Origin of the sequence: Anaerospora hongkongensis (assembly GCF_004339805.1) — a bacterium.
GTDB classification, from domain to species: Bacteria; Bacillota; Negativicutes; order Sporomusales; family DSM-15969; genus Anaerospora; species Anaerospora hongkongensis.
The window spans coordinates 55,513-77,831 of the sequence record NZ_SLUI01000001.1 but is presented as its reverse complement, the minus strand read 5'-3'; the positions used below and the strand labels follow the sequence as shown (position 1 = coordinate 77,831).

The window sequence follows — 22,319 nt, the reverse complement described above, 5'->3', positions numbered from 1 at the left end:
GAAGGAATACTAAATATAAAATGTTGAATAGTATAAGGAATGAATACACGCCGCAACATACAGGGGGGCAAAAGATGGAAGGGCAATTAGGGTTGTACAGCGAGAATGAAATAAAAGTAGCACTTATTTATGCTGATAGCAAAATGACTGATGCATTTAAACGTCTGGCTGACAGGGCAGGTGTACAAACCTTTACAACCTCTGCCACCCTGGAGGAGGCTGCGGCGCTTGCGTGTCAAATAGAGGCGTCATTCGACGTAATTTTGAGCCGTGGTGGAACTGCTGAGTATATTAGGAAAGCTGTCAATATCCCCGTTGTGAATATTCCGGTTACTTTTTCGGATGTGTTACGAGTTTTATATACAGTTCGAGGGAAGGTAAAGGAAGTAGCATTTTTTAAGTATGGTGAGAAATTACAGAGTGTTCAATTCATAGAAGAAATTTGTGGTGTTAAAATTCATGAGTATCTGTTTACTAACCACCAAGAAATTAAAAAAAGTATGCAAGATGCTCTGAATAGAGGCATTAACGTAATGATCGGTGGAATTGTCATTGTCCACTTTGCAAATCAAATGGGAGCAAAAGGAGTCCTGGTTGAGTGCGGCGAAGAGACTGTATCTCGTGCCCTGGAAGAAGCTATGCATGTTGCTCGGGTGCGCAAGGCAGAACGAAGTCGTAGTGCAAGAATAGAAAAGGTCCTGGATTCAATTGCGGAAGGGATTATTGTTACAGATCATCAAAACAGGATCACCATTTTTAATGCTTCGGCAGAGCGGATTTTCCATATACAAGGCGATACGGCAATTGGTAAATCTGTACAAGATGTCATACCTAATACACGGATGCAAGAAGTATTTAAAAGTGGAAATGCAGAGCTGGCTCAATTACAGGAAGTTATGGGTGGTATTATTGCTACCAACCGTATTCCAATTCTTCTTGATGGGAAGAAAATTGGGGTTGTGGGAACATTTGAAGATGTCACAAAGATCCAATATCTTGAAGAATTGATAAGAAAGAAGATCTATTCTAAGGGGTTTGTGGCTCGATATGCTATTCAAGATATTTTGACCAAGAATGTAAAAATGATTGAACTAAAACAAAAAGCCGAGCAATATGCAACAACTGAATCAACAGTGTTAATTCAAGGAGAATCTGGAACAGGAAAAGAACTATTTGCACAGAGTATTCATAATGCCAGTAAAAGAAAAAGTGGCCCCTTTGTAGCGATCAATTGTGCTGCTATTCCAGAAAGCTTATTGGAAAGTGAGCTCTTTGGGTATGAAGGAGGAGCTTTTACAGGTGCAAAAAAGGACGGAAGACCCGGGCTATTTGAATTAGCGCATAAAGGCACAATTTTTCTTGATGAGATTGGAGAGATACCACAGCCTTTACAAGCCAGATTGCTGAGAGTACTGCAAGAAAAAGAAGTAAGGCGCGTCGGGGATAACAGAATTATTCCTGTAGATATTCGTGTTATCAGTGCCACTAACAAGGACTTAAAGAAGAGAGTAGAGGAAGGGCAGTTTCGTGACGATTTGTATTATCGGTTAAACGTATTGAATTTAAAGATTCCGCCACTACGGGACCGACTGGAAGATGTGCCAGTGTTAGCAATAGACTTTCTCAAACGTTTTAGTGTTCATATTCCATATGATACTGTTGTTAAGGAAATGGGGAAAGTCTTAGCTTCCTATAATTGGCCAGGTAATATTCGGGAATTATCTAACGTAATGGAACGTTTTGCTTTAGCAATAAGTTATTCCCCAAATCAAAAGAATTGGTCCGAAATACTAAATAAATTGATTGATATGGATTTGGCTGACGGAAATACCATTTCGTTAAAAATAAATTTACACCAGGAACTAAAAGCGAGTGTTTATCAATTCGAGAGAGAGATTATCAAGAGAATGTTAGATATTTATAGTCAGGATTACATTGCTGTTGCAGAAAAACTCAACATTGGACGCTCTACTTTGTGGCGGAAACTACAATCTGAAAGAAAAGAGCACTAAGGTATTAATAAAGCTGAGCTTGCATCCTGAGTATCGTAAAAACCGTGGATTATGAACCAGGGGACAATCTGGAAAACAATACGTTAAATCAGGCCCCGGATTCAGGTGATTACTTCTGATCCGGGGCCTGGTTTGTTTGGCATACAGGCTTGTGGTATAGCCGCTTGCGCTTCAAGTATCACTATGGACAGTTTGGTATACACTAATTAAACTATCTATTCTGGTTGGCTGGTGTAGTACCTTCCCCTTGAACGAAGTGCGCATCAAAAGAGACAGTACTAAAATTTATGCTAAAAGGGTTACTATCTTTGGAAAGCCAAATGCATGCATACCTTTATGTGTAAATAACATTGTTTATCGAACAAGTGGATAGATTAGCAGGGAGGTTGGGCGGGAGGTGATGCTTTGTTCGACACTATTCTTGAAGTATTAAGCAGCCTGGGGCTGCCGGGGGTGTTTGCGGGAGTTTTTTTGGAAGCAATTGGGCTGCCCTTCCCCGGCAGCATACTAGTAGCTTTGGCAGGTTTCTTGTCAAAGCAAGGCGAGTTTACGATTATCGCAGCCTGGCTGGTATCTTTGTTAGGTTACCTGCTGGGCTCGCTGTCCGCCTTTATGATAGGACGTTATATGGGAGCACCCTTGATAAAGCGTTGGAGGAGATATATTCGACTAACTCCCGAACGCATTAATAAGGCGCAAAAGCTTTTGGAAAAGTCGGCCCCGGTTTATGTTATTGGTGGCCGCTTCGTACCAACAGTAGGCAATATTACCCCTTATATAGCCGGCATTAGTGGTATTTCCATTGCTAAATTTCTTATCTACGATATGGTACATGCAGTTCTTTGGCTGGCTATTTTTTTAGGTGCCGGCGCTTTGCTGGGCAGCAGATGGCATACGATACTCGATAATCCGTGGTTTGAATGGGCTGTCGTTGGAGGCAGTTTATTGATAGCAGTTTATGTATTTAAAGATTTTCTTCCTGTACGCAGCAAAAACAGGGAGTAAAATCACGATCGGAAAAAAGACCGCGCTATTTACTAATCAGTTGAAGAAAAATAGGAAGATAGGGAAAAGAAAATGAATTATAAAATTATTGAGCGTGAAACCAAGAAGTATATTGAAGTGCTATCTGTCAACACCCTGCTCAGTACAGAACAGGATGCTTTGAATCTGATTGCTCTTTGCAGAGAAAATGATATAAGTCTTCTTGTACTACATAGTCATACTCTTGCAGAAGCCTTCTTTGAACTAAAAACAGGCGTAGCAGGAAAAATGCTTCAAAAATTTATTAACTACCATGTAAAAATAGCCGCTATCATTCCAAAGGATTTGGCTCACAAAGGCAAATTTAAGGAAATGGTACTCGAGTCCAATAAAGGCAGTCATTTTAGGGTTTTTGAAACTAAGGAAACTGCAGAAGAATGGCTTTTAAAAAATGAATAGAAAAGCAGTATATAAATCAGAAGACGGTAAAGCGGCAATCCTTAAAAAATATGATTTACTACTTACAAAATGGCCAGCTCCCTATAAAGAATTATATGTGGATACTCGTTATGGAAAAACATATATAATTACAAGTGGCGATAATTTATTACCACCATTAATCCTATTGCATGGAAGCGGTTCAAATTCTTCTATGTGGTTTGGGGATATTGCTGAGTATGCAAAGTATTATAAGGTATTTGCAGTAGATATACCCGGTGATCCAGGAAAAAGTGAAGAACTGCAATATTCACTGAAGAGTGCTGCTTATTCCGAATGGATGAATGATATTCTTACTATATTGCAGCTTCAGAAAGCAACTTTTATAGGTATTTCACTAGGGGCTTGGATGGTAATCAATTTTGCATTAAAGCACAAAGCGAAGGTTGAGAAGGTTGTTTTAATCTCTCCTTCTGGTATTGGTGCTCAAAAAATTTCATTCCTGTTAAAATCAATAGTATTTAGTTTTCTGGGAGACAAAGGCGTTGATAAGATCATTCGGGAAGTGACTGGCAATCAGCCGATATCGGAAGAGATGGTAAATTATATAAAACTAATCAATAGTAATTTTAATTATCGTACTGAACCGATACCAATCTTTACTGATAATGAAATTAGCGATTTAAACATACCTCTAATGATGATTGTTGGTGAAAAAGATGCTATGCTTCATTCAGAAAAGTCAATAGCGCGACTTTCCAGATTACTACCCACTGCAAATATTAACCTTCTGCCTGATTATGGACATGTTCTTTTCAATCTAACAAGTCGTATTTTACCTTTTTTGTTATCGCGATAATTTTAGAATATCTACCTTAATGGAATAGCTGTTTAGGGAAATACGGTTGGGCCGGGTTTAAAACTGGCGGCAATTAACGAAAAAGTCGATTGATGATAGTGATGAACTATGATCAATCGATTTTTTTTATGATTAAACAAATTATTTCGCCAAACAATATCGGCTTACTGTTCTGCGGAATCAGGATTAATCTGGGATTTTTGCTGCATCAAGAATGTAAGCGATGTAGACAGATCATTAGGTGCTTTTGTTTCACTAATAACCCTTATCTAACATGCAGCGTATTATACTTTAGAACTATAAATTTAAGAGGAGTTATTAATGGCATGAAGCAATATGATGTTGTGGTAATTGGTTCAGGATCTGCCAATATTGTTTTAGATGCGGCCCTTGAGCAGGGATTAAAGTGCGCTATGATAGAAAAAGGACGGTTTGGCGGGACGTGCTTAACCCGAGGCTGTATTCCAACTAAGGTGATGGTTACAGCTGCAGACTACATTAGGGAAATTGATGGATTGTCAAAGATCGGTGTCGACGTAGCCCCGGCGCGAATGAATTGGGAGACCGTTTCCCGGCGTGTATGGCAGAAAATAAATGAATGTAATGATATTTTAGCCTATTACACAACAAAAAATGTTGATATCTATCAAGGTACCGGTTACTTCACAAGCGAAAAGGTATTACAAGTCGCATTAAATGATGGTACGCTATCAGACGAGTTTACAGCCGAGAAGATCTTTATTGCCGTTGGTTCGCGTACGAATATCCCTTCTATTGCTGGATTGGAAGAGGCTGGCTATCTAACGTCTGAATCCCTGTTTGGCGATAAGTATCCGGAAACACCATACAAAAGTTTAGTCATTGTGGGCGGTGGCCCTATCGGCACAGAGTTTGCTCATGTGTTTACAGCGGCTGGTACGAAGGTCACTTTGGTACAACGCAATACTCGCCTGCTGCCTAAGGAAGATGAAGAATTCTCTGCCCAAATTTTAAAGGACCTTCGTAGTTTTGGTATTAATGTATTATTGCATCACATACCAACTGCGGTACGGGTAGAAAATGGCGAAAAGATCATCACCTTTTCTGACAAAATAACTAGCGAGTCTTGCGAAGTCCGGGCGGAAGAAATTTTGCTTGCCTCTGGCATACGCCCCAATACGGATTTATTACACTTGGAAAACACAAGTATCATAACCGATAGCGGAGGATGGATTAATACAAATGAGTTTTTAGAAACAAATGTTGATGGTGTCTGGGCATTTGGTGATGTAAATGGCGCAGCTCCATTCCGACACAAGGCAAATTATGAAGCCGAAATAGTAGTTCACAATTTATTTGGCGAACAACAACTTCAAGATTGGCGCTGGGCTCGCTATGATTTAATACCTGTTGTAACCTTCACGTACCCTCAAGTTGCACATGTGGGACTGACAGAGCAGCAGGCTATTCAAGCAGGCTATGAGGTTCTAACAGCCAAACATCATTATTCATCGACTTCCAAAGGATTTGCCCTTGGCTTTGATCCCGGAGACGAACATGATGGATTTGTTAAAATTGTGGTAGATAAACAAACAAATCTCATTCTAGGCGCCCATTTAATTGGACCGCAAGCATCTATTCTGCTCCAACCATTTGTTAATCTTATGAATGCTGGTGAAACGATCCTTACACCTGTCAATGATCATATTGCATCTAAGTCGGCAATGGAGTTACGGGCCTCCAGGATGACTCGTTATTTAGATCCGCACTCCGTGCAAAGTATCAGCGAGACAATGACACCACACCCTTCACTAGCGGAAGTAATTATGTGGGTAAGATACTACTTGGAAGGAAAGTAAAGACAATAAACAGTTTAGGAAACCGATAGCCATCCTCTAGGGCGCAGCAATGCGTCCTATTTTAATTTACAGATCATCGTGAAGTAAAAAATTCGTAGAGAAAAGCATGAGTTCTTCACAGTATGTTCATTAGTTCTTCACACCTAAAGTGTATGATAGCAGTATTCACTGGGGAAGGACGAGGTGAGAATCATGTGGGGAGTACTTTTGGTACAACTGTTTGTGCTAGGCTTCATTATCCGCCATATTGCGGATCGGGAGGCGGATCAAGCTTGACCACCTTAGCATCTAAGCAGAAAGCTGCTTTACTTAGTTGGCCGGACATTACAAAGCTTCTAACAATAAAATTCATAAGTTCTTTAAAAACTCTTCATAACTTATTCATATCAAGTCTGTATAGTTAGGAACAAGACATGGGAGCTAAAGCTTAATAAGAAATTATATTGCAATTTTTCTGGAACGAGAGAAAAGGAGGCACTATGTACACAAAAAAATGGATTCGGGGAAAGACCATGGTTCTGACAGCTATCATGACGTTGTTAGTAACCGTCCCGTCCCTGGCGGCAGAAAACCAGGAAGTACTGACACTGCAGCAGGTGGTGGATACGGCTGTCAAAAATAATCCAGCCGTCATTGAGAGCCAAAAACGCTGGGAAGAAAAGCAGGCCCGCATTCCGCTGGCTAAAGCCTGGGCTAATCCACAACTCGGTATTATGAAAGATGATATCCCCACCGGCACTTTAAACCCCTTTGATGCTATGATGACCGAGTATACGTTCAGTCAGGACATTATGAACCCGGCGAAACTGAAAGCCATGGGGAAAATGGCCGGCAGTGATGCCGAGATGGCCAAAGCCAATTACCAGGATAAGCAGATGGAGGTCTATACTACAGCGAAAACAGCCTATTATGACCTGCTCTATGCGAATAAAGCACTGGAAATTGGCAAGGCAAACCAAGAGATTATGGGCCAGCTAGTTCAGATCGCCCAGGTTAACTATTCCACCGGGATGGTACCGTTGCAAGATACTTTACGAGCTCAGACCGAATTTTCTAAAATGAGCACAGATCTGCTGAGTATGGCCTCGATGGCGGCAGTGGCGAAAGCCAAAGTCAATACTGTCCTTGGCCGTAAAGCTGATACACCGTTCACCGTGAAAGAGGAGTTCAGCGCTCCGCCTCCTAATTTTGATTTGGCCAAGTTGCAAACAGATGCAGCGGTTGGTAAACCATCTGTTGTCGGTATGGAACGGCAAGTGGATATGGCGAAAAATGGTGTGGAGCTGGCGCAGAAACAACAACTGCCGGATTATCAGTTCAGTGTCGGTTATAAGGATCGAAAACAGACGATGATGGACACGCAGCCGGATACCTGGAAAATGGAATTTATGGTTATGCTGCCGATTTGGCAGGGTAAAAACAAAGCAGAAATTAAATCGGCTGCGGCTAACTTGGACGCAGCTCAGGCTTCGCTAGATAATATGCAAAATATGACCGGCCTGGATTTACAGATGGCGTTAATCGAGGCACAGTCAGCCTGGCGTCAGATCAACTTATATAAAAACACGATCGTCCCCCAGGCTGAACAAACTTACCAAGCCGGAGTGGTAAGCTATACCAACGGTAAGGTGGATTTCATGGCTGTTCTGGATAGTCTTAATGCTCTCCGTAATGTCAGACTGGATTACTATAAAGCCCGCGTAGATTATGAAAAAGCGGCAGCCAATCTGGAAAAAGCGGTAGGTAAACCTCTATTCACCAGCGGAGCGCAGCCATAATGATGAAGCCGGAAAAGGAGAGGACAGCATGATCGAAAAACTACAGGCCAAAAAGAAAATTATTATTGGTGTGACTGCCGGTGTTCTGATAATAGGCGGTGCCGGCTACTACTATACTACGCAGCACAATAAACCAGCTGCAGTAAACCATACTGGACACCAAACGAATGCTCCGGTCATGGCCATGGGCGATACAGTTACGCTTGATGCCAAGGCCCGACAATTAGCCGGGGTGCAGACCGCCCAAGCAACCGTTAAGTCGCTGGCCAAGGAAATCAAGACCACCGGTAAGATTGCGATGAATGAAAGCGGTCGGACTTTCATCACATCCCGGGTCGAAGGGCGGGTTGATGAACTGTATGTTACTGCCGAAGGAGAAACTATTTATCCAGGGCAGGCCATTGCCGCTGTATATAGTCCAACCTATATTGCCGCTCAAGAAGAGTATTTATTGACGCTGGAAAATGTGGAGAAACTGAGAAACGCCAGCAAAGATGTAGTCCAGATTAACAACCGTCTAAGGGAAGCAGCTCGGCGTAAACTGCAACTCTTAAATGTGCCTGACAGTGATATTGCCCATCTGGAGCATACCCGCAAGCCTAATGATCATATGACGATCTATGCCCAGTTTGGTGGTACAGTGCTGGAAAAACAGTTGCTGCCAGGAACATTCATTATGCCTGGTGACAAGCTGTATAGTCTGTCGGACTTATCTACGGTTTGGCTGTATGCTGATATTTACGAAAAAGATATTGCTGGCATTACTCCTGGACAGCCGGTACTAGTAACCAGCGGCGCCTATCCGGGAGAAACCTTTAGCGGACAAGTGACCTTTATTAACCCAGTCCTCGATGATGCCACCCGGACGGTCAAAGTGCGGGTCGAAATGGCCAATCCTGCAGGTAGACTGAAACCCAATATGTTTGTCAATGCCAATGTGCAAATTCCGCTGGGCGACAGCCTCGTTGTACCGGAGTCCAGTCTGCTAGATACCGGCAGCCGGAAAATTGTCTTTGTGGCCCAAGGCGAAGATACGTTCGTCAAACGAGATGTAGTCATAGGACAGCACGCCGATGGCTATATCCAGATCCTGTCCGGACTGCAAAGCGGTGATACAGTGGTAACCGCCGCTACCTTCCTCATTGATTCGCAGACTAAATTAGGCAGCTTTGGCAGCCATGCCGGTCATGGTGGCTCAGGAGCTGCAGCAGGAACTACTGCACCAGTACCTGCTGCCAGCGGCGCGACCGCTCCGACGCAATCTTCGACTGCACCGGCTATACCAGGTGCACCGGCTGCCGGGGGCGAACACAGCGGCCATAGCGGACATTAAGGAGGATCACCATGCTCAATAAATTAATCGAGTTTTCCCTGAAAAACCGGGTAATCGTCCTGATTTTGTTCGCACTGGTCATTGTATGGGGCGTTTTTACCGTACGGGACACTCCCATTGACGCTTTTCCTGACCTAAGTGAAAACCAGGTGCTTGTCTCAGCCGACTGGATGGGCCGGGGGCCGCAGGAGATTCAGGACCAGGTGACCTATCCGCTGGAAACAGCCCTGCGTGGATTGCCCAAGGTGAAAGAAGTGCGTTCGGCTTCCTCTTTTGGAATGTCGCTTATCACAGTTATTTTTGAAGATGGAGTGGAGCCCTACTTTGCCCGCCAAGTGGTCAATGAAAAAGTGCAGCAGGCTATTCCGCAATTGCCGCGTGGCGTACAGCCGGCCTTGGGGCCGGTCAGCACTCCCATGGGCCAGGTCTTTATGTACACGGTGGAAAGTGATCGCCATAACCTGGCTGAATTGCGCACTGTTGAGGATTTTACCATCAAACAACAATTGAGTGCCGTGCCTGGGGTAGCCGAAGTAGCCAGCATTGGCGGCTATGTAATGCAGTACCAGGTGAACCTTGATCCTTCGCTCCTGCAAAGCTACCGGATTACTTTCAACCAGGTATTTGGAGCACTTGGCGCTAATAACGCTAACATCGGCGCCAAAGTTGTCGAACAAAACGGTCAGGAATTTATCATCCGCGGGCTTGGTTTAATCCAGTCTCCCGATGATATTAAGAATATTGTGATCACGCAAAATAACAATGTTCCCATATATATTAAAGATGTGGCCGCCGTTACTGCCGGACCTGATTTCCGCCGGGGTGTGCTGACCAAGTCGGGCTATGAGGCAGCCGGGGGGATTGTCATTCAGCGCATGGGTGAAAACACACTGAATGTGATCGACCAGGTGAAAGCTAAAATCGACGAAATTCAGCCATCCTTACCGGAGGGCATGCGGATTGTGCCTTTTTACGACCAAACTGATCTGGTGAAAAAAGCAGTGAATACGCTGACGAGAGCATTGCTGGAAGAATTCATTTTAGTATCGATCATCGTCGTCGCCTTTTTAGGCAATATTCGTTCCAGTCTGATTGTCACCAGTGCCATCCCCATCGGTATCCTGATTGCATTAATTGCCATGAAACAAATCCACCTATCGGCCAATCTGATGTCACTTGGCGGTATTGCCATTGGCATCGGCGTCATGACTGACGCAGCCATTGTTATGGTGGAAAATATTTTCCGCCATTTAGCCGAGGACCGCGGACGGCGCAGTATTATTGATGTGACGCTGGAAGCGGCGAAAGAAGTGGCTGCGCCCATCTTCTTTTCTATAACCATTATCATCGTTACTTTCCTGCCGGTGTTCACTATGACCGGTACGGAAGGCAAGATGTATACTCCGATGGCCTGGGCAAAATCCTTTGCCATGAGTGGCTCGCTGCTGCTGGCGTTTACGCTGGTACCGGTGCTGTGTACCTTTTTACTCAGAGGAAAAATTGAGGAAAAGGACACCTGGATCGTAGCCAAGTTGCATCAATGGTATGTGCCCGCGTTAAAATCAGTATTAAAGCACAGTAAAGCTACTATCGTCATTGCAGTAATCATAATGATTGGCGGATTTTCGCTGTTACCGCTTATTGGCACAACCTTTATGCCGGCTTTGGATGAAGGAACTTTTCTGGTAATGCCAACCATGCTGCCCAGTGTGTCGCTTACGGAAGCGCTGGAAGCAGCCAAAACCATGGATAGGGTCATCATGGAAATTCCTGAAATCGACATGTCGGTGGGCAAAGTGGGCCGGGCCGAGTCGGCCATGGATCCCGCGCCGATCAGCATGATTGAAACCATCGTCACCTTAAAACCCAAAGAGCAGTGGCGGCCGGGAATGACCAAAGAGGCTATCGAACAGGAAATGATGGTCAAACTGGCTAACCTCCCGGGGCTTAATTTAGCCTTTACCCAGCCGATTGCCGGACGGTTATCCATGCTGACCACCGGGGTCCGTACTGAGCTAGGCATCAAGCTCTATGGGGAAGACCTCAAAGTATTGCAGCAAAAAGCCTTTGATATTGAAAAGGCCCTGGCAACTGTACCAGGGGTTAGCGATTTGCTGGCAGAACGGGTCTTTGGTGCTTCTTATCTGGAAATTCAGGTTAACAGGGAAAAGGCTGCCCGCTATGGACTAAACATTGCGGATGTGGAAGATGCCGTCGAATTGGCAGTAGGCGGCAAAACTGCTACTACTACGATAGAAGGCCGCAAACGTTTTAATGTCTTGGTCCGTTACAATCGGGAAAACCGGGAAACCATTGATGCCATGCAAAGCATCCTCGTTCCTGTAACCGGTGGTGGTGCGGTTGCAAAAAGCAGCGGTAGCGGAATGGGTGGCATGGGTGGCGGCCAAACTGCCTCAGCAGCCGGTCCGGCCACTGGTGCTTATGTACAGCTGGGCGAAGTGGCTCAATTCCAGGTTGTGGATGGTCCGTCAATGATCAGCAGTGAAAACGGGGTCTACCGGATGATCGTACAGATGAACACCCGGGGCCGGGACGTCGTTAGCTTTGTAAATGAAGCCAATCAAGTAATCAAAGAAAAAGTTGATTTACCGGCCGGCTATTCGATAAAATGGACCGGACAATATGAGAATCAACAGCGGGCAAAAGACCGGTTGTCGCTGGTGGTGCCAGCGGTTATCGTGCTGACGTTCTTCTTGCTCTATATGACCTTTAACTCGGCCAGCGATGCTTTCCTTATCCTGATGAATATTCCCTTCTCCCTGGTGGGCGGCATTGTTGCCATGTATCTTACTGGCACCTACATGACGGTGGCGGCGGCTGTCGGCTTTATCGCCCTCTTCGGGATTGCAGTGCAAAACGGGGTCATCATGGTAACCTATATCAAGCATCTGCGGGATCACCGGACCTTGGAAGAAGCCATTGTTGAAGGTGCATTCACCCGGCTGCGGCCGGTTATGATTACCGCACTAGTCGCCAGCCTAGGCTTGTTCCCGCTTATCTTTGCCACCGGTACCGGTGCTGAGGTGCAGCGACCAATGGCCACAGTTGTTGTGGGCGGTCTGGTTACCTCCACCGTGTTGACACTGATCGTGCTGCCGTGCATTTATCTGGTCTGGAACAAGTGGCGTGAGCGCAAGAACTCATCGATATCCGGTATCTCGCGCACTGCCGACTAAGTTTAGTCAGCTAAAAATAAATGAAGCCTAAGGTGGGGATTCATATTCCCCCACTGTAGGCTAGCTCTGTATTTTAATATCAATTGGAGGAATAGCAATGATGAAGAAAACAAAAGTACTTGTAGGCGTTTTAGCTGCTGTCGCAGTAATGGCGCTGGTGGCAGGTTGCGGCTCCAGTGAGAAACCGGCAGCGCAAGCCCCGGCCAGTCAAGAGCAGGCAGCCGGTCATCAAGGGCATAGCATGGCTATGCCGAAGGAAGATCCCATGCCCATCATGAAAGACCTGGATAAAGTTCTGCAGGATATGGTTAAGCAAGTGAAAGCAGGCCAGACGATGGACGCACAAAAGAGTGCCGCTCAACTGGTTAGTACTACCGATAAGGTCCTGCCTCATATGATGGATGCCGGTTTAAAGGATAGCCTGCGCAAGGCGGCAGTGGAGATTAAAGACAGCATAAACGCAGGTAAAACAGACCCAGGTGCCTTAGAGAGCAAAGCCAAAGCGATGCAGGACCTTATGAAGCAAACTACTACTCACCTGCAGACCATGAGTCATTAACCTCATAAAATGAGGAGCTGCTAAACGCTTTAAACAGCGAATGCAGCTCCTTTTTTATTCATTTTTACTGCTGCACTGGTAAGAGACTCAGTAATAGACAACAATGATGCGATTATTATACCAAATACTATTTTGTCACGTCAGCGCTTACCCGCCGTCTGGATTGGCTGGGCGTATTGGAAATGATAGGTGCCCTTAAATGCCGGAATATCCACAGTGCTGGACTGCTTTACCACAACCTGGATACCCCAAAATTGCAAGGTTTCCATGACTCCGCCGCGAATTTTAAGGGAATTTTCCAACGTCGTCGGATCGCCAATCGCTTTGATTTCAAAAGGAGCGGCTAAGCTTACACTGTTGAGCGATATAAATGATCCAGCAGTACGGATTTCAGATGAAGCAATCAAGCGTTGATTATTGATTGCAATGGCCTCAGCGCCGGCTGCCCGCAGTTCATTCAGAATTTTTAAGAGGTCTTCATCCTTTATTAGGTATAAATTGGGGTTTTTACTGCCAACAGGAGAGGAGAGTTTGGTATCGTTCATCGTAACTATGACGCCTGCACCTTGCAGCGCTACTACCCCAGCACCCATTTTAATGTTTTCTAAATCTTTAGCAGCTGCTTCATTTCCAGAACTCTGGCGTAAATCGCGCACCTGGCTCTCGAGAGAGTTGCGTTCTTTTTCCACTTGCATCAAGCGTTGGGTGAGATCTTCAACTCGTTGAAACTGTAAGGAAGAACGTATATCCTGTGTGGTGCGAAATTGAATGGCCAGCATAATTCCTAGAATAACACAAACCATCGCGATGGAAAGTTGTCCATGTTTTAGCAAGATATCACTCCTATTATGTATGACAATAGCGGTAGCAAGCCTTGCGAGTTTAAGTTGCGACAAGAATTTTTGTTACCTATTATCATTATACATATCAAAGCTAACCAAGCAAATCAAAAAAGAGAAGTACTCCGCCTAGTGCTAAGAGTAAACCTGCTATACGCTGGACCCCATTTAAGCGGCGTGAAAAGAAATGCAGCCTGCTTACGTAGCGCTCTATTGTAACTGCCAGCAATGCAAAGGGGAGACAAAAACCCAAGCCGTATACAAAAAAGAGGGCAACTCCTTTTAATAAGGAGGGTGAAGCGCTGGCATATATCAATACGGGTGCGAGCAGCGGACTATTACAGGGAGTCCAGGCAGCAGTAGAAGCTACTCCAAGAAGAAAGATGCCATACGAATTCGCCTTGGCTGGAAAACGCAAATGATACTTACTGTTGATCACAGAAAGGGAAAGGAACCCGCTAAGCTGCAGGCCCATCACTATCATGAAGGCTGCACCAATTTTACTGATGATGTGCTGATAGCTATGCAGAGCCTGGCCAAGGTAGGCTGCGCCGGCACCAATTACTAGAAAGACGGCGATGAACCCGCTTAAGAAGATACATATGTTGATCCCTAATTGCCACCTGTGGGGAGAGCGGACAGCGCCGCTTCCTGTGCTGCTCAGAAATGCCGTGCATGTTGGCAAAACAGCTAACACGCAGGGAGATAGAAAAGAAAAAAAACCAGCAGTAAAAGCGGTGAAAAAGGCAGCGTAGCTCAATTCCATGAAACTAGTCCTCCTTATTAGTGATTCGCATACTAGCATACCTATGCGTAGAAGGGAACGTCTCATGCAATCCTTTATTTGGCAGGCTAACTGTTCTTCACCTATTACCCATACGATCTAGTTAAAACAACGTTTTTCTTATGCAGCAAAAGTGTCTTATGCAAATGATTAGTTAGCAAGCAACTGAATCAGCGTGAAGTGAGAGAATAAATAAGTAAGATTTGACTTGATATATGTTATAAATTATAATATTTATAACATATAATATAAAAATAGCCATTCGTGACATCCTACTTTGTACTTAGACACGATGAAAGTGCGGTGATGATACATTGCCAAAAACAGGTTTATCTTCTGAAGAAATAAAAGAAAAAGCACTGCAAATTGCCGAAGAAAAGATTCGGGCTTACAGTTTCGAAAAATTTCGTTTAACAGATATTGCGAAGGAACTCAAAATCAGTCAAGCTGCGCTTTATAATCACTTTCCTGATAAAGCAGCAGTGCTTGATGCTATATCGGAACGGTGGCTGGTGCACATGGACAATACCTTAGAGCTTATTGTGAACAAGGTGGTGCCGCCGCGACGATTGATTGTGGAATGGTTCCTGAAATATCATCAACTCAAGAAAGAAAAGGTTTTAAAAGATCCTGAGCTTTATAAATCCTTTAACATGGCCGCAGAGCTGTTGAAGCCATTTATTATCCGACATTTGGCCAATTTGAATAGCCAGCTGCTGATGCTTGTACAAAAGGCGGTCATAGCGCAAGAAATTCGCGCAAAATCACCGGAAAGCGTAGTTCGGCTATTACTGGAAGCTACTGTATCCTTCCATCATCCCCGGATGGTATTGGATTATAAAGACGAAAACAGGGAGGGATTGCTAAAACAAGTCGTTGAGACTATGCTGGCGGGTTTGCAGGACTAGTAGCGAGGAGGAGAAACGATGGCACGAGTACAGGAGCAAAAGCTAACAGGAAAAGTTGCCTTGGTAACGGGATCGTCCCGGGGGATTGGGAGAAATATCGCAGAAGAGCTGGCACTGCAGGGAGCAAAGGTCATTATTAATTATGCCGGAAATTCGGAAAAAGCAATTGCAGTGGTTGCCGCAATTAAAAAGCAGGGCGGTGAAGCAACCGCAATTCAGGCGGACATCAGCCAGGTAGTTGAGGTGGAGAGGTTATTCCAACGTGCGATGGAAGCCTACGGGAAGATCGACATTCTGGTCAATAATGCCGGAATTATGATTACAAAACCGATCACGGCTATAACAGAAGAGGATTTTGACAGAATTTTTGCCGTCAATGTAAAAGGAACTTATTTTGCCTGTCAACAAGCTGCGAGGCATATGGCCGCTAACGGACGGATCATCAATTTTTCCACTTCCGTGGCCGGGCTGATGTTCCCGGCGTACAGCATTTATGCGGGCACGAAGGGGGCTGTCGAGCAGTTTACCCGTCAATTAGCCAAAGAATTTGGACCTAAAGGGATTACGATTAACGCAGTTGCGCCAGGACCGGTCAACACCGAACTTTTTACTGTGGGGAAGACAAAAGAGCAAATCCAAACACTGACAACAATGAACGCATTTGGCCGCCTGGGAGAAACGGCAGATATTGCGAAAGTCGTGTTGTGGCTGGCAGGGCAGGAAGCACAGTGGGTAACGGGCCAAACGATTCGTGTCAATGGCGGCTTTATTTAACCGACTGGATTTAGGAATTTCTTTTTAATGGAGGGAAGAACAAGATGAAAAAAGTGGTTGCTTTTATAGGGAGTCCAAGAAAAAATGGCAACACTGCTACCCTTGTAAAAGAAGTAATGCGGGGAGCGCAAGATGCGGGTGCCGATACAACTATATTTAATTTGTATGATATGAATATCAAACCCTGCCAAGGCTGCCTTGTTTGCCGCAAAACCGGATACTGTACTATGCAGGACGATCTCCAGAACATGTTTCAACAGATCGTCGAAGCCGATGCTGTGGTTTTCGGCTCGCCCGTATACGTTTGGCAGGTAACGGCGCAAATGAAGTTGTTGTGGGATAGACTCTGCGGCTTGTTCGATGAAAATTTCCAACCCAGATATGCCGTTAAAAGCCTGATTATGATATATTCGCAAGGGAATCCGGATCCACAGGCTTTTCAAATATCCTTTCAAACCAATGAAGCCGTGCTTAAAATGCTTAACTTACAGGTAGTGGATACCCTTTTACAGGCGGGGGGCACAGACCCTCGTACTGCTGCTAATAATAAAGAACTATTACTACAAGCTTATGAAGCAGGAAAAGCGGTTTAGAGCAGGCCGATTTTCTTTTCCCCTTTAGTACCATTTGACAACGGTATATGTAAGGGCTGTCCCCGCAAGTTAGTTTATAACTTGTAGAGACAGCCCTTTTCGTTGCTATACCCGCTATTTAGATAAAGGCTGACGAACTTGATACTGCTCTTTAAGGAACTCAACAAAAGCACGGACAGCGGATAGTTCTAAGAACGCTGACGAGTATGCTAACCAGGTTTTCCTCACCAGTGGCTTGCCACTGCGCCAAAAAAGTTCGCGCCGAAATAACCCGCTTTGCTCGCCCAGGCCAATTTCAGGCAAGATAGCCCAGCCAAGGCCGTGCAGCACCATTTGACGGCAGGTATCCATACTGTCGACTTCCATGTTTATCCGCGGAGCACAGGCGAACGATTCGCGCCACCAATCTTGTATCACCGGTTCTAAAGAGCTGTCGGTTAAGTAACTGATTTGGGGCCTGTAAGGCAATTCGCAAAATTCGATGGGGGTGCTTGACACCAGGCAGATAGGCTCTTCACGCAGCAGAAACTTTTCATCTGCCCAATGATAGTCACCTCTCAGGATGGCAAGGGAAACTTCTTCTTTTTGCAGCATCCGGTGTATGTGACGACTAAGGCCTGTTTTTAGTAAAACTTCCACATCAGGAAAGCAGTGTAAAAAGCTTTTTAGAATCTGCGGCAGCTCATAGTGGGCAAAAACAGAGGATGTTCCAAGCCTGAGCGTACCTTGGACTTTGTTTTCCATGTTCTTAATGCGTTCTTTCACCTTATTCATTTGCGTCAGCATTTCTTCTGAATAGTTTAACAGATATTCTCCCTGAGGGGTGAGAAGTACACCAGTAGGGCGGCGGGCAACAAGCTGCGTACCAAACTCTTTCTCCAGATTTCGTAACCGGTATGTGAGCGCTGGCTGGGATAGGTATAAGCGTTCAGCGGATTTTGTCAGGTTTTTCTCTCCTGCAATGGTTTTTAACATTAGCCAGTCTTTATCATCCATATGTGTATGCACCTCGAAATAAGTAAAAATTATTGAAATGCCAAAAAAATATATATTTTATTTATTTCCCTAATTATACTACACTTTAACTAGATTTCGCAATTTTTTGTAACTTTCTAGTGGAGATTGGAGTCGAATACCTCGTTCTAATGAAAATTACAACCGCGTAGTGGGATCGTATTGTATCCCTTCCTTGCCAGGCGCAAGGAGGGGAATAAGAAACTTTTATAACATTTATAAAAGTTATATATTTTATTTATTTTAATAATCCTGTTATTCTTAAGCTTGAGCTAGTTAGTTTTCAATATTCATTTATGGAGGTGCCATATGCAGAAATTACTTCAGCCAGGCCAGGCTGGAACGGTAGAGTCCAATGACATCATTATCACCATCGCGCCCGCCAATCCTGGTGCAGGTATCATAATTGAGCTGAACAGCCCGGTGATCAAGCAGTACGGACCCCGTATTACCCAAGTGATACAGGAGGTATTAACCAATCAGGGAATTACCGACGCCCAGGTGCACGCCAATGATAAAGGGGCTCTTGATTGCACCATCCGGGCAAGGCTGCAGACTGCCATACAGAGAGCGTCTGCCAAGGGAGGAATATAGATGGCCAGAATGCGCAGAAGTATGATGTTTGTACCGGGCAATAATCCGGGAATGCTCCAGAACGCCGGTATTTATGGCGCTGATTCAATTATTTTCTGCCTGGAAGATGCCGTATCCATCACCGAAAAAGATGCAGCCCGCCACGTGGTGGCCGAGGCTCTTCAATCAATCAGCTACCCCTGTGAAACCTGTATTCGCATTAACCATTTAAGCACGCCTTTCGGATACGATGATCTGGCAGTAGTACTGCCTGCTAAACCGGATCTCATCCGTTTGCCTAAAGCCGAATCAGTGGACGATATTAAAGAGCTTAATAAGATTATTACCAAAGCTGAGCAAGATAACGGCTTTGCTCCTGGCTCTATTGCCATCGGTGCTGCCATTGAAACGGCCAAAGGACTGCGCTGCGCTTATGATATTGCGGCAGCTAGTCCGCGTATGGAATTCCTGGCAATCGGCGGTGAAGACTTCATTGCTGATCTGCGCACTTCCCGGAGTAAGGAAGGCCGTGAGCTGTTCGTACCCCGTTCTGAGCTGTTATTAGCTGCCAGGGCAGCTGGCATTCAGGCTATTGACAGCGTGTTTTCCGATGTGAATGATGAAACCGGCTTTGTCGAAGAAGCCAACACCATTAAAGGTATGGGCTTCGATGGCAAGTCAGTAATTAATCCCCGCCAGGTCCGCCTTGTGCATCAGGTGTTTCAGCCTACTGCCAAAGAAATTGACAACGCAAAGCGCATTTTAGCAGCCTATGAAGAAGCGCTTGCTAAGAAGTCGGGCGTCATTGCCCTGGATGGCAAAATGATTGACGGCCCCATCGTCGTACGGGCTCAGCGCATTCTCGACTATGCGGCGGCCGTACAGAAATAGAGGAGGTATTGTCATGATTAATGCAGCTGGAAGAGACATTCCCCAGCAGATTACAGGCTATAATAACATCGTTCCCTATGCGGGACCGTTTGCCATAACACCAGTGGGCCGGCTATGGGGTCCGAAAATTCGCTCTGTTAAACCTCGTTCTGAGAAAATCCTCAAATCGATTGACCAGGCAATTGAAGCCGCGGGCCTAAAAAGTGGCATGACTATATCCTTTCATCATCATTTCCGTAATGGAGACTATATTCTAAACCTGGTTGTCGAGGCGATTGCCCAAAAAGGAATCAAAGGTTTAACCTTAGCACCCAGCTCGTTAAACGACGTCAATGACGCCATCATTCCCTATATTGAGGCGGGCGTCATTACCAATATTGAAACAAGCGGCGGACGCGGAAAGCTTGGCAAGCTTATGACAGCCGGAAAACTGGCCAGACCGGTTCTGATTCGCTCTCACGGCGGACGGGCCAGAGCAATTGAAAGCGGTGAACTGCATATTGACGTCGCTTTTCTAGGCGCTCCCTGCTGCGACAAGTTCGGCAATATTAACGGTACTGAAGGCAAATCGGCCTGCGGTTCTATGGGGTATGCCATGGTGGATGCGGCCTATGCCGATACGGTCATTGCCTTAACGGATAATTTAGTAGACCGTCCCTTGCAGCGGATCAGCATCCCGCAGACCCAGGTAGACTATATTGTCGAGCTGGAGAGCATCGGCAATCCGCAGGGAATTGCCTCAGGTGCCTTGCGCATCAGCCGTGACCCCAGAGAACTGCTCATTGCCGATTATGCGACTACTGTAATTGAATACTCAGGCTACTTCAAAGATGGCTATTCGCTGCAATTAGGCAGCGGCGGCGCTTCGCTGGCTGCAGCCCGGTTCATTAAGGAGAAAATGATTGCCCAGGGGATTACTGCCAGCTTTGGTTTGGGCGGCGTAACGGCTCCCTTTGTGGACATGCTGAACGAAGGTTTGATCCAAACGATTTTTGATGTACAGGATTTTGATCTGCCATCCGTTGAGTCAATAAAAAACAATCCCCGCCATCAGGAAATGTCAGCATCCTTTTATGCCAATCCCCATAACGGCGGGCCGATCGTAAATCAGCTGGATGTGGTTATCTTAAGCGCAACCGAAGTAGATGTTAACTTTAACGTTAATGTTATTACCGATTCCAATGGCGTAATCATGGGGGCATCGGGAGGCCACTCGGATACCGCTGCCGAAGCTAATCTGGCCATTGTCGTGGCACCGCTGCTGCGAGGCCGTCTGCCGATGGTACTGGACCGGGTAAATACTATTGTTACACCTGGCGAAACAGTGGATGTTATTGTAACTGAACGAGGGGTAGCCGTTAATCCGCGCCGTACAGATCTGATGAATAATCTCAAGGAATCAGGCGTACCTGTTATGTCCATTCACGATTTGCAGCAAATAGCCTATAATCTCGCAGGCAAACCAGAGCCTATTCCTGTCAGTGATCAGATTGTCGGAGTGGTGGAGTACCGGGATGGCAGTATTATTGATGTCATTCGCCGGCCGCTCTGATACAATAAATAGACATATTAGGGGGATAAGGGAATATGGCTAACCAAGTTAAGATAATGGAAACTGTTCTTAGAGATGGCCATCAGTCGCTGGCGGCAACGCGCATGCGCATAACCGATATGATACCCGTACTGGAACAGTTGGATAATGCCGGGTTTCATGCTCTTGAAGCATGGGGCGGAGCTACTTTTGACAGCTGTCTGCGATTTTTGAACGAAGACCCATGGGAGCGGCTGCGAACTTTAAAAAAACATTTGCCCAAAACGCCGATTCAAATGCTGTTGCGCGGGCAAAATGTGTTAGGCTATAACCATTATGCAGATGACGTTGTCACCGAGTTTATAAACCGGGCTGTTGATAATGGCGTTGGTATTATCCGGATATTCGATGCGCTGAATGATGTTCGCAACCTGGAGACGGCGATGCGGGCGGCAAAAACAGCTGGTGCTCATGTGCAAGGGGCCTTTGTCTATACGATTAGTCCCTATCATCATAAGGACAGCTTTCTTCAGGTAGCTAAAGATCTTGTCCAGATGGGGGCGGACTCTATCTGCATCAAAGACATGTCGGGGCTGCTGTCTCCTTATACAGCGTACGATCTCGTGCAAGCACTCAAAGCGACTATCGATATACCGATACAACTGCATACACACTATACCAGCGGGATGGCATCGATGACCTACCTAAAGGCGATAGAAGCAGGTGTTGATATTGTTGACTGCGCCTTATCACCTTTTGCCATGGGGACTTCCCAGCCGGCCACTGAGGCTATCGTTGCTGCACTGGAAGGGACGTCCTGGGATACGGGAATAAAGAAAGAAGCACTGTACCCCATTGCAGATCATTTCCGCAGTGTGAAAAAGGATTTGGCTGAAACTTTCAAACTCAATACAGCTATGGATATTGATACGAAAGTTCTCTCGTTCCAGATACCTGGCGGGATGCTGTCTAATTTGCTGAACCAGATGAAAGAACAGGGTATGGCAGATAAGTATCCTGAGCTTTTGGAAGAGATGCCGCGTGTTCGGGCCGACCTGGGCTATCCTCCGCTTGTTACGCCTACGAGTCAGATTACCGGCTCGATGGCAGCCTTCAATGTAATGCTGGGCAGATATAAGGTTGTACCTCGTGAAATTAAAGATATTGTCCGTGGTAAATACGGTCGTACACCTGCGCCCATTGATCCTGAGTTCCGCAAAGCAATTGTCGGTGATGAACCGGTCATTAATCACCGGCCGGCTGATGATATCGCTCCACAGATGGCAAGCTTGCGCAATGAGTTATCAGAAAAGGGGTACGCTAGTGCTTCTACGGAAGATGTGCTCTCTTATGCTTTATTTCCGGAAGTAGCGCTGGAGGTCTTCAAAAATAATCGATAAAAGATTAAATGAGA

Annotated in this window: 19 protein-coding genes; 16 read left to right on the top strand and 3 right to left on the bottom strand. The window is 45.5% G+C overall.

Annotated elements, in window-relative coordinates; translation table 11 throughout:
* The first annotated feature begins 74 nt into the window (after positions 1-74).
* The 9 genes from EV210_RS00335 to EV210_RS00295 all read left to right on the top strand — a co-directional run bounded on the left by EV210_RS00335 (position 75) and on the right by EV210_RS00295 (position 12,998).
* Complete coding sequence (locus EV210_RS00335) at positions 75-2,012, top strand: sigma 54-interacting transcriptional regulator (protein ID WP_132073852.1); 1,938 nt, start codon at positions 75-77, stop codon at positions 2,010-2,012.
* Positions 2,013-2,417: 405 nt separating this feature from the next.
* Complete coding sequence (locus tag EV210_RS00330) at positions 2,418-3,017, top strand: DedA family protein (protein WP_132073849.1); 600 nt, start codon at positions 2,418-2,420, stop codon at positions 3,015-3,017.
* A 72-nt stretch (positions 3,018-3,089) separates the two neighbouring features.
* Complete coding sequence (locus EV210_RS00325; RefSeq protein WP_132073847.1) at positions 3,090-3,455, top strand: DUF4180 domain-containing protein; 366 nt, start codon at positions 3,090-3,092, stop codon at positions 3,453-3,455.
* Positions 3,448-4,293: an alpha/beta fold hydrolase gene (locus EV210_RS00320; protein ID WP_132073845.1), complete on the top strand. Its 846-nt coding sequence runs from the start codon at positions 3,448-3,450 to the stop codon at positions 4,291-4,293. The genes EV210_RS00325 and EV210_RS00320 overlap by 8 nt, the downstream gene beginning before the upstream one ends.
* A gap of 326 nt (positions 4,294-4,619) precedes the next feature.
* On the top strand, positions 4,620-6,131 hold the full coding sequence (locus EV210_RS00315) for a dihydrolipoyl dehydrogenase family protein (RefSeq protein ID WP_132073843.1): 1,512 nt from the start codon (positions 4,620-4,622) through the stop codon (positions 6,129-6,131).
* A 479-nt stretch (positions 6,132-6,610) separates the two neighbouring features.
* On the top strand, positions 6,611-7,909 hold the full coding sequence (locus tag EV210_RS00310; RefSeq protein ID WP_132073841.1) for a TolC family protein: 1,299 nt from the start codon (positions 6,611-6,613) through the stop codon (positions 7,907-7,909).
* 28 nt (positions 7,910-7,937) lie between these two features.
* Complete coding sequence (locus EV210_RS00305) at positions 7,938-9,242, top strand: efflux RND transporter periplasmic adaptor subunit (protein WP_132073839.1); 1,305 nt, start codon at positions 7,938-7,940, stop codon at positions 9,240-9,242.
* Between the two features lie 11 nt (positions 9,243-9,253).
* The gene (locus tag EV210_RS00300; RefSeq protein ID WP_132073837.1) at positions 9,254-12,439 is read left to right on the top strand and encodes an efflux RND transporter permease subunit; all 3,186 of its coding nucleotides are present in this window, start codon (positions 9,254-9,256) and stop codon (positions 12,437-12,439) included.
* Positions 12,440-12,536: 97 nt separating this feature from the next.
* Complete coding sequence (locus EV210_RS00295) at positions 12,537-12,998, top strand: hypothetical protein (RefSeq protein WP_243650368.1); 462 nt, start codon at positions 12,537-12,539, stop codon at positions 12,996-12,998.
* 140 nt (positions 12,999-13,138) lie between these two features.
* Here the strand turns inward: EV210_RS00295 and EV210_RS00290 are convergent, their stop codons facing one another.
* The gene (locus EV210_RS00290) at positions 13,139-13,831 is read right to left on the bottom strand and encodes a DUF881 domain-containing protein (RefSeq protein WP_424218028.1); all 693 of its coding nucleotides are present in this window, start codon (positions 13,829-13,831) and stop codon (positions 13,139-13,141) included.
* Between the two features lie 100 nt (positions 13,832-13,931).
* On the bottom strand, positions 13,932-14,603 hold the full coding sequence (locus EV210_RS00285) for a cytochrome c biogenesis CcdA family protein (RefSeq protein ID WP_165898734.1): 672 nt from the start codon (positions 14,601-14,603) through the stop codon (positions 13,932-13,934).
* A 332-nt stretch (positions 14,604-14,935) separates the two neighbouring features.
* Between EV210_RS00285 and EV210_RS00280 the strand changes: the two genes are divergently transcribed.
* The 3 genes from EV210_RS00280 to EV210_RS00270 are packed head-to-tail and all read left to right on the top strand — an operon-like array spanning position 14,936 to position 16,896.
* Positions 14,936-15,529, top strand: a complete 594-nt coding sequence (locus EV210_RS00280; RefSeq protein WP_132073833.1) for a TetR/AcrR family transcriptional regulator — start codon at positions 14,936-14,938, stop codon at positions 15,527-15,529.
* A gap of 18 nt (positions 15,530-15,547) precedes the next feature.
* Positions 15,548-16,303, top strand: coding sequence for an SDR family oxidoreductase (locus tag EV210_RS00275; protein ID WP_132073831.1), 756 nt, complete (start codon positions 15,548-15,550; stop codon positions 16,301-16,303).
* A gap of 44 nt (positions 16,304-16,347) precedes the next feature.
* On the top strand, positions 16,348-16,896 hold the full coding sequence (locus EV210_RS00270; protein WP_132073829.1) for a flavodoxin family protein: 549 nt from the start codon (positions 16,348-16,350) through the stop codon (positions 16,894-16,896).
* 114 nt (positions 16,897-17,010) lie between these two features.
* On the opposite strand, the gene EV210_RS00265 is transcribed toward EV210_RS00270, so the two are convergent.
* Positions 17,011-17,892, bottom strand: a complete 882-nt coding sequence (locus EV210_RS00265; RefSeq protein ID WP_132073827.1) for a LysR family transcriptional regulator — start codon at positions 17,890-17,892, stop codon at positions 17,011-17,013.
* A gap of 327 nt (positions 17,893-18,219) precedes the next feature.
* Between EV210_RS00265 and citD the strand changes: the two genes are divergently transcribed.
* Genes citD through EV210_RS00245 form a run of 4 tightly spaced genes read left to right on the top strand, consistent with a single transcriptional unit; the run spans position 18,220 to position 22,305 of the window.
* Positions 18,220-18,504 carry a citrate lyase acyl carrier protein gene (gene citD / locus EV210_RS00260; protein WP_132073825.1) on the top strand — a complete coding sequence of 95 codons (285 nt, stop codon included), beginning with the start codon at positions 18,220-18,222 and terminating at the stop codon, positions 18,502-18,504.
* Entirely contained in the window at positions 18,505-19,374 is an 870-nt protein-coding gene (locus tag EV210_RS00255) for an aldolase/citrate lyase family protein (protein WP_132073823.1), read from the top strand.
* Between the two features lie 13 nt (positions 19,375-19,387).
* Positions 19,388-20,926 carry a citrate lyase subunit alpha gene (citF, locus tag EV210_RS00250; protein ID WP_132073821.1) on the top strand — a complete coding sequence of 513 codons (1,539 nt, stop codon included), beginning with the start codon at positions 19,388-19,390 and terminating at the stop codon, positions 20,924-20,926.
* Positions 20,927-20,961: 35 nt separating this feature from the next.
* On the top strand, positions 20,962-22,305 hold the full coding sequence (locus EV210_RS00245; RefSeq protein WP_132073819.1) for a pyruvate carboxylase subunit B: 1,344 nt from the start codon (positions 20,962-20,964) through the stop codon (positions 22,303-22,305).
* Positions 22,306-22,319: the final 14 nt, after the last annotated feature.

Bases quoted from the DNA above. Each gene is read 5' to 3' on its own strand.
- EV210_RS00335 (WP_132073852.1), top strand. From the start codon at position 75: ATGGAAGGGCAATTAGGGTTGTACAGCGAGAATGAAATAAAAGTAGCA.
- EV210_RS00325 (WP_132073847.1), top strand. From the start codon at position 3,090: ATGAATTATAAAATTATTGAGCGTGAAACCAAGAAGTATATTGAAGTG.
- EV210_RS00320 (WP_132073845.1), top strand. From the start codon at position 3,448: ATGAATAGAAAAGCAGTATATAAATCAGAAGACGGTAAAGCGGCAATC.
- EV210_RS00315 (WP_132073843.1), top strand. From the start codon at position 4,620: ATGAAGCAATATGATGTTGTGGTAATTGGTTCAGGATCTGCCAATATT.
- EV210_RS00310 (WP_132073841.1), top strand. From the start codon at position 6,611: ATGTACACAAAAAAATGGATTCGGGGAAAGACCATGGTTCTGACAGCT.
- EV210_RS00305 (WP_132073839.1), top strand. From the start codon at position 7,938: ATGATCGAAAAACTACAGGCCAAAAAGAAAATTATTATTGGTGTGACT.
- EV210_RS00300 (WP_132073837.1), top strand. From the start codon at position 9,254: ATGCTCAATAAATTAATCGAGTTTTCCCTGAAAAACCGGGTAATCGTC.
- EV210_RS00295 (WP_243650368.1), top strand. From the start codon at position 12,537: ATGATGAAGAAAACAAAAGTACTTGTAGGCGTTTTAGCTGCTGTCGCA.
- EV210_RS00285 (WP_165898734.1), bottom strand. From the start codon at position 14,603: ATGGAATTGAGCTACGCTGCCTTTTTCACCGCTTTTACTGCTGGTTTT.
- EV210_RS00275 (WP_132073831.1), top strand. From the start codon at position 15,548: ATGGCACGAGTACAGGAGCAAAAGCTAACAGGAAAAGTTGCCTTGGTA.
- EV210_RS00270 (WP_132073829.1), top strand. From the start codon at position 16,348: ATGAAAAAAGTGGTTGCTTTTATAGGGAGTCCAAGAAAAAATGGCAAC.
- EV210_RS00265 (WP_132073827.1), bottom strand. From the start codon at position 17,892: ATGGATGATAAAGACTGGCTAATGTTAAAAACCATTGCAGGAGAGAAA.
- citD (WP_132073825.1), top strand. From the start codon at position 18,220: ATGCAGAAATTACTTCAGCCAGGCCAGGCTGGAACGGTAGAGTCCAAT.
- EV210_RS00255 (WP_132073823.1), top strand. From the start codon at position 18,505: ATGGCCAGAATGCGCAGAAGTATGATGTTTGTACCGGGCAATAATCCG.
- citF (WP_132073821.1), top strand. From the start codon at position 19,388: ATGATTAATGCAGCTGGAAGAGACATTCCCCAGCAGATTACAGGCTAT.
- EV210_RS00245 (WP_132073819.1), top strand. From the start codon at position 20,962: ATGGCTAACCAAGTTAAGATAATGGAAACTGTTCTTAGAGATGGCCAT.